This window comes from Actinomadura sp. GC306 (genome assembly GCF_004348665.1).
Classification (GTDB): domain Bacteria; phylum Actinomycetota; class Actinomycetes; order Streptosporangiales; family Streptosporangiaceae; genus Spirillospora.
In genome coordinates, this window is sequence record NZ_SMKM01000295.1 from 1 (window position 1) to 7,934 (window position 7,934).

Annotated in this window: 7 protein-coding genes; 4 read left to right on the forward strand and 3 right to left on the reverse strand. The window is 74.6% G+C overall.

The genetic code is table 11. The features are described from left to right. Positions 1-237 (reverse strand): hypothetical protein (locus E1200_RS34485; protein ID WP_207933587.1); only part of this gene is annotated, 237 nt, incomplete at its 3' end. A 252-nt stretch (positions 238-489) separates the two neighbouring features. Here E1200_RS34485 and E1200_RS34075 point away from each other — a divergent pair. Next, positions 490-1,722: a hypothetical protein gene (locus tag E1200_RS34075; RefSeq protein ID WP_165950501.1), complete on the forward strand. Its 1,233-nt coding sequence runs from the start codon at positions 490-492 to the stop codon at positions 1,720-1,722. 58 nt (positions 1,723-1,780) lie between these two features. Here E1200_RS34075 and E1200_RS28510 read toward each other — a convergent pair whose 3' ends face one another. Beyond that, positions 1,781-2,677, reverse strand: a complete 897-nt coding sequence (locus E1200_RS28510; protein ID WP_207933588.1) for a TetR/AcrR family transcriptional regulator — start codon at positions 2,675-2,677, stop codon at positions 1,781-1,783. 87 nt (positions 2,678-2,764) lie between these two features. Here E1200_RS28510 and E1200_RS28515 point away from each other — a divergent pair, with 87 nt between their 5' ends. The 3 genes from E1200_RS28515 (at position 2,765) to E1200_RS28525 (ending at position 5,360) form a co-directional block, all read left to right on the forward strand. Continuing rightward, on the forward strand, positions 2,765-3,709 hold the full coding sequence (locus tag E1200_RS28515) for an ATP-binding cassette domain-containing protein (RefSeq protein ID WP_207933589.1): 945 nt from the start codon (positions 2,765-2,767) through the stop codon (positions 3,707-3,709). Beyond that, complete coding sequence (locus E1200_RS28520) at positions 3,706-4,524, forward strand: ABC transporter permease (protein WP_131955174.1); 819 nt, start codon at positions 3,706-3,708, stop codon at positions 4,522-4,524. Before E1200_RS28515 ends, E1200_RS28520 begins: the two co-directional genes overlap by 4 nt. A gap of 284 nt (positions 4,525-4,808) precedes the next feature. Then, on the forward strand, positions 4,809-5,360 hold the full coding sequence (locus E1200_RS28525; RefSeq protein ID WP_243708895.1) for a DUF1062 domain-containing protein: 552 nt from the start codon (positions 4,809-4,811) through the stop codon (positions 5,358-5,360). Positions 5,361-5,409: 49 nt separating this feature from the next. Here E1200_RS28525 and E1200_RS28530 read toward each other — a convergent pair whose 3' ends face one another. Further along, entirely contained in the window at positions 5,410-7,812 is a 2,403-nt protein-coding gene (locus tag E1200_RS28530) for an excinuclease ABC subunit UvrA (protein WP_131955176.1), read from the reverse strand. Positions 7,813-7,934 lie beyond the last annotated feature (122 nt).

The window sequence follows — 7,934 nt, forward strand, 5'->3', positions numbered from 1 at the left end:
CTCCCTACCGGAGCCGCCGGGTACACCACTCCCACCAGCGGCCGATCCCGCCTCGCCATCGCCGGCCCCGGTCTCTTCCCCTGGAAGGGCGGGCCGCACGGCTCCCTCAAGGGCCGCCCCCGCCTCCGGCGGCCACGGCGTCCCCGGCCTGACGGCAAGCGTGGACTCTTGTCCCACCTGGAGATCGGCATGGTCGCCGTCACCGTCGTGGCCGGTGTGAGGCACGGCGTCGTCCATGGTCACGCTCCCGTCCGCAAGGCTCGACCTTTCCCGGATCTATTGCTCCGCCGATGCCTGTCCGGCTGGCCACGCGGTCGGTGGACCCCGCTCGTCCCGTGAGCCCACGGCTCCGTCACAGCCGCCGCCGGTCTGCGACCGCTCGGAGAGCGTAGCGCATAACCGCGATTATGCGCTGCCTTCATTCCTCCAACACGAAATTAGCTTCAGGCTTTTCATTCCTCAGAACAAGGAATGTGGGAGGCTGTGGCCATGGGTGATCAGGACGGCCGGGCGGACGAGTTCGCCGCTGCGGCGAGTGCGGGTGTGGCGGGTGAGGCGTCCGCCGTCCTTCCGGGCGCGGAGGACGGGGCGGAGACGGGAGAGGGCGGTGTGCGGCGGCCGCCCGCGGGGGCCGATCCGGCGGCGCCGTGGGGGCGGTGCAAGTACTGCGACACTCCGCTGCCCCGGCCGCCGAAGGCCCGCGGGCGGCGGCCCGAGTACTGCCCGCCCGAGCAGGACGCCGGCGGTCAGACCGTCAAGGACTGCCAAGCCGAGGCGCACGCCGCGGGCCGCAGCCCCTCCGCCGCCGCGGTCAGGGAACCCCTGGCCGCGCTGCGCACGGTGCTGACCGGGCTGGCGGCCGAGGCCCGCGCCCGCGCCGACCGCGAGGCCGCCGCCGCCGACCGGCTCGAAGAGATCGTCGCCACCGTGGTGGACCGCAACACCGCGCTGGAGCAGCAGGCCGCGCAGGCGCACGCCGACGCCCGCCAGGCCGAGGCGGCGCGCCGCCGCGCCGAGCAGGGCCACGACGCCGCGCGGGCCGCCGCCGACGCGGCCGCCGAGGCGCGGCGCCGGGCCGAGGAACGTGCCCTGGCCGCCGAGGAGATCGCCCGCGCCGCACGCGACACCGCCCAGGTCCAGGCCGAGGCGCGGCAGGCCGCCGAGGCCGCCGCGCAGGCCGAGGCCGAACGCGCCCGGCAGCAGCTCGACGAAGTCCAGGCGCGCCTCGCCGCCGCGGAGCACTCCCTCACGCAGACCCGCGAGGACCTGCGAAGGTCCCTGGACGAGGCCCGCCAGGCACACGACCGGACCCGCACCGAACTCGACCAGCGCACCGGGCAGCTCGACGAGAACCGCGCGCGGCTGTCGTCCACCGAGGAGGAACTGGCGACCGCCCGGGCCGAGTTGAGCGAGACGCGCACCGCGCTCGCCGCGGCCGAGCAGGCCGCCCGGACCGCCGGCGTTCGTACCGAGGACGCCGAGCGGCGCGCCGAGGGAGAACGCACCGCCGCGGCGGAGGCCGTCGCCGCCGCGCAGCGTGAGCGTGATGCCGCCCGTGCGGCCGAGCTCACCGAGACGACCCGTCTGCAGGCCCGCCTGGAGAGCGTGATCGCCGAACGCGACGCCGCGCGAGCCGACGCGGACGCCAATCTCGAGCGAGCCCTGCGCGCCGAGCACGTCCCCGAGCGCACCGCCGCGGAGCCGGATACGGCGTCCTCATGACCGGGCGCTTGGAGGGGGCGGGTTGAGGTGTGCGTTCGATGACGGGCGGACCCGCAGGTCATCCGGTGGTCTTGCGGGTGCGGTAGGCGCGTTGGCGGCATGCCGGCGAGCAGTAGCGGCGGGGGCGTCCGGCCGCGGTTGCGGGGACGGGGCCGCCGCACACGGGGCAGCCGGCCGCGGCGTCCGCGTGGACCGGTGCTGTTACGGAACTTTCGTCACGTGGGCGGGACGGTTCCCGCGGTGACGAAAGGGCGGTGGCCATGCCGTCCAGGACGCGTTCCAGCCCGTACCGGAACCGGTCGCCGGGGTCCAGGTGCGGCTGGCGCGCCTCCAGCACGATCTTGGTGAACATCGGGTACTCGCCGCTGTCGATGAGCCGCCGCACGTAGGGGGAGTTGCGCGTCATCCACTGCGCCGCGGTGGGCCCGCCGCGGCGGGCGTGCTCGGCAAGGCCCGCCTCCTCGCGGGCCGCGCTCTCGACGTACCCGGTCAGGACGGACATCAGGGTGAGGGCCTCGTCGATGGGGACGTGCGGGTCCAGGACGGCCGCCACCCGCTCGACCACGCGCAGCTGGTTGGGGCCGAGACCGGGCAGGGAGCCGCGCGCGGCGGCGATCCACGGGTGCCGCAGCCACATCGCGCGCAGCCCTTGGGCGTAGCGCGCCAGGTCCGCGCGCCAGTCGCCGGACGGCACGCCCGCAAGGTCGATCTCGCCCATCACGTGGTCGGCCATGAGCTCCACGAGGTCGTCGCGCCCGGGGACGTACCGGTAGAGCGACATCGCGCCGGCGCCGATCTCGGCGGCGATCCGCCGCATGGTGGCGGCCTCCAGGCCCTCGGCGTCGGCGACGCGGATCGCGGCCCCGGTGATCTGGGCGCGGCTGTAGGCGGGCCGCGGCCCGCGGGCGGGGCGCTCGGGCCGCATCCAGATGTTCGCATGGTCGGCGTCGGCCACCCGTACCCCCTCCTCGGTTGCGTACATGGTACCCAGTGACTTACGCTCGGCGCGATGACCGCGTACAAAGTACCCAATGGAGGGGTCATGGCGGATCCGGTGGTGGTCGCCGAGGGGCTGCGCAAGTCCTTCGGCGGCGTCCGCGCGCTGCGCGGCCTGGACCTGAGCGTCCCGGCGGGGACGGTCTGCGGCGTGCTCGGGCCGAACGGCGCGGGCAAGACGACGGCCGTGCGCATCCTGGCGACCCTGTGCGATCCCGACGCCGGGCACGCCCGCGTCGCCGGGTACGACGTCGTCCGCGAGGCCGGGCGGGTGCGGGCCCGGATCGGGCTGGCGGGGCAGTACGCCGCCGTGGACGAGAAGCTTACCGGGCGCGCGAACCTGCGCATGTTCGGGCGGCTGTGCCACCTGCCGCGGCGCGCGGCGCACCGGCGGGCCGACGAGCTGCTGGAGCGCTTCGGGCTGCTGGAGGCCGCCGGCCGCCCGGTCGGCGGCTACTCCGGCGGCATGCGGCGCCGCCTGGACCTGGCCACCAGCCTCATCCTGCGTCCGGCGGTGCTCTTCCTGGACGAGCCGACCACCGGCCTGGACCCGCGCGCCCGCGGGGAGGTCTGGGCCGCGGTCCGCGAGCTGGTGGCCGACGGCACCGCGGTGCTGCTGACCACGCAGTACCTGGAGGAGGCCGACCGCCTCGCCGACGCCATCGCCGTGATCGACCGCGGGAAGGTGATCGCCACGGGCACGCCCGACGGGCTGAAGGCCGCGGTCGGGGACCGCCTCGACGTCGTCCTCGAAGACCCCGCCGCGGCGGGCCGGGCCGCGGCGGTCCTGCACGCCCTCGCCGGGGCCGCGCCCGCGGTGGCGGGCGCCGGGCGGCTCAGTGTCGCGCTGCCCGCGGGCGGCCCGCGGCTCGCGGGCGTCGTCCGCGAGCTCGACCGCGCTGGGGTCGCTGCCGCCGACGTGAGCCTGCGCCGCCCCTCCCTCGACGAGGTGTTCCTGCGCCTCACCGGCCGCGGGGAGCCGGTCCGTTGACCGCCCTCGCGGAGTCCGGACGGCGGCTGCGGTGGGCCGTCACCGACGGCCTGACCCTGATCGGCCGCGAGCTCGGGCGGGTGCGCCGGGAACCGGGGGAGCTGGTCGCCGCGCTGGTCTTCCCGGCCGTCATGGTGGTGCTGTTCGGGTACGTGTTCGGCAGCGCGATCCGGGTGCCGGGCGGCGGCGACTACCGCGAGTTCCTCATGCCGGGGCTGCTGTCGATGGTGACGTTCGCGTCGGTGACGGGCGTCATGGTGCGGGTGGCGGCCGACGCGTCCCGCGGCGTGATGGACCGGTTCCGGTCCCTGCCGATGGCGCGGGCGGCGGTGCCGTTCGGGCACGCGGGCGCCGACCTGGTGACGGGGCTGCCGGCGCTGGCGATCATGGCGGGGGCGGGGCTGGCGGCGGGCTGGCAGCCGCAGCGCGGGCCGCTGCCGGCCGCCGGCGCGTTCCTGCTGATCGTTGTGCTGCGGTACGCGCTGAGCTGGGCGGGCGTCTACCTCGGCCTGGTCATGCGCAACGATCAGGCCGCCGACCAGCTGGTGCCGCTGTTGCTGCCGGTGACGATGCTGTCGAACGCGTTCGTCCCGACCGGCGGCATGCCCGCGTGGCTGCGGCTGGCGGCCGACTGGAACCCGGTGAGCGCGCTCACCGCCGCGACCCGCGGGCTGTTCGGCAACCCGGGCGTCCCGGACGGTGACGCGGCCTGGCCGCTGGCGCATCCGGTGGCGGCCGTGCTGCTGTGGTCGGCCGCGCTGCTCGCGGTGTTCGTGCCGCTGTCGGTGCGCGCCTACGGCCGCCGGGGCAGGTGAGGGGCGCCCCGGACCGGCGCGGAACCCGGCTGGCCGGAAAACCGGTTGAGCCGGTTTCCGGGCGTGCCGTAAGTTGCGCGCAGACCCGCCGCCGTGAGGACGAAGGACCTACCGCGTGACCCCGCCCGCCCGCCGTACCTGACACCTTTTCTCGCTCACCTGTAGGCCGACCGCCCGTCGGCCCCGCCGGGCTGCCCGCGCGCGCCCGGCCGTACAGCGCCTGAGGCCGCGCGTGATCGGCCTCGTGTCAGGTCAGAGGGCTCATGTCTTCACAACCTCATATCGTGCTGCCCTGGGTCGTCCGCCGGACCCGGCTGCCGCTGCTGTCGCTGCGGTGCGTGGACTGCCCGTCGCAGTCGGCCACCACCGGCGACGGCAGGTTCCGCGTCAACGCCAACCGCAGCCTGCTGGACGTGTGGCTGCTGGTGCGGTGCGTGTCCTGCGGCCGGACGACCAAGCTCACCGTCCACGAGCGGCTGCCGGTCGGCTCGTTCGACCCGGCGGTGCTCGCCGGCTACCACGCCAACGACGCGGAGCTGGTGGCGTCCCGGCTGCTGGATCCGCTCGTGGCCCGCCGCAACCGCTTCGCCCTCGACTGGAGCGGGGCGTGGCGGCTGGACGCCCCGGCGTGGGCGGACGCGGCGTGGCCGGACGCGGCGTGGCCGGTCAGGGTCGGCGTCGTGTTCGCGGACCCGGTCCCGGTGCGCCCGGACCGCCTCATCGCGCGGGGGCTGGGCCTCAGCAGGAAGGAGACGCTGCGCAGGGTCAAGTGCGGCGTCCCGCTGCGCCGCGCGAGGAGCGCGGGGTTCTCCTTCACCGTGCTGCCCGGCGGATGAGCCGGGCCGGGGCGGGTGCCGCGGACCTGCGGCACCCGCCCCGGCCCGGTCAGGCGCCGGTGTAGGCGGCGAGGTGTTCGGCGGTGAGGGTGGAGCGGGCGGAGATGAGCTCGGCCGGCGTGCCCTCGAACACGACCCGGCCGCCGTCGTGGCCGGCGCCGGGGCCCAGGTCGATGATCCAGTCGGCGTGGGCCATGACGGCCTGGTGGTGCTCGATGACGATGACCGACTTGCCGGAGTCGACGAGGCGGTCCAGGAGGGCGAGGAGCTGCTCGACGTCGGCGAGGTGCAGGCCGGTGGTCGGCTCGTCCAGGACGTAGACGCCGCCCTTGTCGCCCATGTGGGTGGCCAGCTTGAGGCGCTGGCGCTCGCCGCCGGACAGGGTGGTGAGCGGCTGCCCGAGGGTGAGGTAGCCGAGGCCGACGTCGGCCAGCCGCGCGAGGATCTTGTGCGCGGCGGGGGTGCGGGCCTCGCCGGCGCCGAAGAATTCCTCGGCCTCGGCGACCGGCATCGCCAGGACCTGGGCGATGTCGCGGCCGCCGAAGGTGTACTCCAGCACCGAGGACTGGAACCGCTTGCCCTCGCACTCCTCGCAGGTGGTGGCGACGCCGGCCATCATCGCCAGGTCGGTGTAGATGACGCCGGCGCCGTTGCAGTTGGGGCAGGCGCCCTCGGAGTTGGCGCTGAACAGGCCGGGCTTGACGCCGTTGGCCTTGGCGAACGCCTTGCGGATGGGGTCGAGCAGGCCGGTGTAGGTGGCGGGGTTGCTGCGCCGGGAGCCGCGGATGGCGCCCTGGTCGACCGCCACCACGCCGGCGCCCGCGGGGATCGAGCCGTGGATGAGGGAGCTCTTGCCCGAGCCGGCGACGCCGGTGACGACGGTGAGGACCCCGAGGGGGACGTCGACGTCGACGTCGCGGAGGTTGTGCCGGTTCGCGCCGCGGATCTCCAGGGCCCCGGTGGGCGTGCGGACGGTCTTCTTCACGGCGGCGCGGTCGTCGAGGTGGCGGCCGGTGACGGTGCCGCTGGCGCGCAGGCCCTCGACGGTGCCCTCGAAGCAGACGGTGCCGCCCGCGGTGCCGGCGCCGGGGCCGAGGTCGACGACGTGGTCGGCGACGGCGATGGCCTCGGGCTTGTGCTCCACGACCAGGACGGTGTTGCCCTTGTCGCGCAGCCGCAGCAGCAGGTCGTTCATCCGCTGGATGTCGTGGGGGTGCAGCCCGACGGTGGGTTCGTCGAAGACGTAGGTGACGTCGGTGAGGGAGGACCCCAGGTGGCGGATCATCTTGGTGCGCTGCGCCTCGCCGCCCGACAGCGAGCCGGACGAGCGGTCCAGCGACAGGTAGCCCAGGCCGATCTCGACGAAGGAGTCGAGGGTCTGGCGCAGGGACTCCAGCAGCGGCGCCACCGACGGCTCGTCGAGGCCGCGGACCCATGCGGCCAGGTCGCTGATCTGCATCGCGCAGGCGTCGGCGATGCTGATGCCCTTGATCTTGGAGGAGCGGGCGGCCTCGTTGAGGCGGGTGCCGCCGCAGTCGGGGCAGGCGGTGAAGGTGATCGCCCGGTCCACGAACGCGCGGATGTGCGGCTGCATCGCCTCGCGGTCCTTGGCCAGGAACGACTTCTGGATGCGCGGGATCAGGCCCTCGTAGGTGACGTTGATCCCGTCGATCTTGATCTTGGTGGTCTCCTTGTGGAGCAGGTCGTGCAGCTCGGTTGCGGTGAACTCGCGGATCGGCTTGTCGGGGTCGAAGAAGCCCGAGCCCATGAAGATCCGGCCGTACCAGCCGTCCATGCTGTAGCCGGGGATGGTCAGGGCGCCCTCGCGCAGCGACTTGGCGTCGTCGTACAGGGCGGTCAGGTCGAAGTCGGTGACCTGGCCGCGGCCCTCGCAGCGCGGGCACATCCCGCCGGTGACGGTGAACTCGCGCCTCTCCTTGACGGTCTTGCCGCCGCGCTCGTAGGTGACCGCGCCCCCTCCGCTCATCGAGGCGACGTTGAAGGAGAACGCCTTGGCGGTGCCGATGTGCGGCTCGCCGAGCCGGCTGAACAGGATGCGCAGCATGGCGTTGGCGTCGGTGGCGGTGCCGACCGTGGAGCGCGGGTCGGCGCCCATCCGCTGCTGGTCGACGATGATCGCGGTGGTGAGGCCGTCCAGGACGTCGACGTCGGGCCGCGCCAGCGTCGGCATGAAGCCCTGGACGAAGGTGCTGTAGGTCTCGTTGATCAGCCGCTGCGACTCGGCGGCGATCGTGTTGAACACCAGCGAGCTCTTGCCCGAGCCGGACACGCCGGTGAACACCGTCAGGCGGCGCTTGGGGATCTCGATGCTGACGTCGCGGAGGTTGTTCTCGCGTGCCCCGTGGACGCGGATCAGGTCGTGGCTGTCGGCGGCGTGCTGCGCGGCCGGGGGCGTGTCGCCGGCCGCGGCGGGCGTGGTGGGCGTGGTCATTCGCTCGTCTCCGTGTGGGGTGCGGCGCCGCCTCCCCGTCGTCGTCGGCGTCGCCTGGTTCGATCTAATCAGCTCGGTCGGACAGGGCCGCCGCGTTCGCCGCAACCCCGCGGGGCCGGGGC

Bases quoted from the DNA above. Each gene is read 5' to 3' on its own strand.
- E1200_RS34075 (WP_165950501.1), top strand. From the start codon at position 490: ATGGGTGATCAGGACGGCCGGGCGGACGAGTTCGCCGCTGCGGCGAGT.
- E1200_RS28515 (WP_207933589.1), top strand. From the start codon at position 2,765: ATGGCGGATCCGGTGGTGGTCGCCGAGGGGCTGCGCAAGTCCTTCGGC.
- E1200_RS28530 (WP_131955176.1), bottom strand. From the start codon at position 7,812: ATGACCACGCCCACCACGCCCGCCGCGGCCGGCGACACGCCCCCGGCC.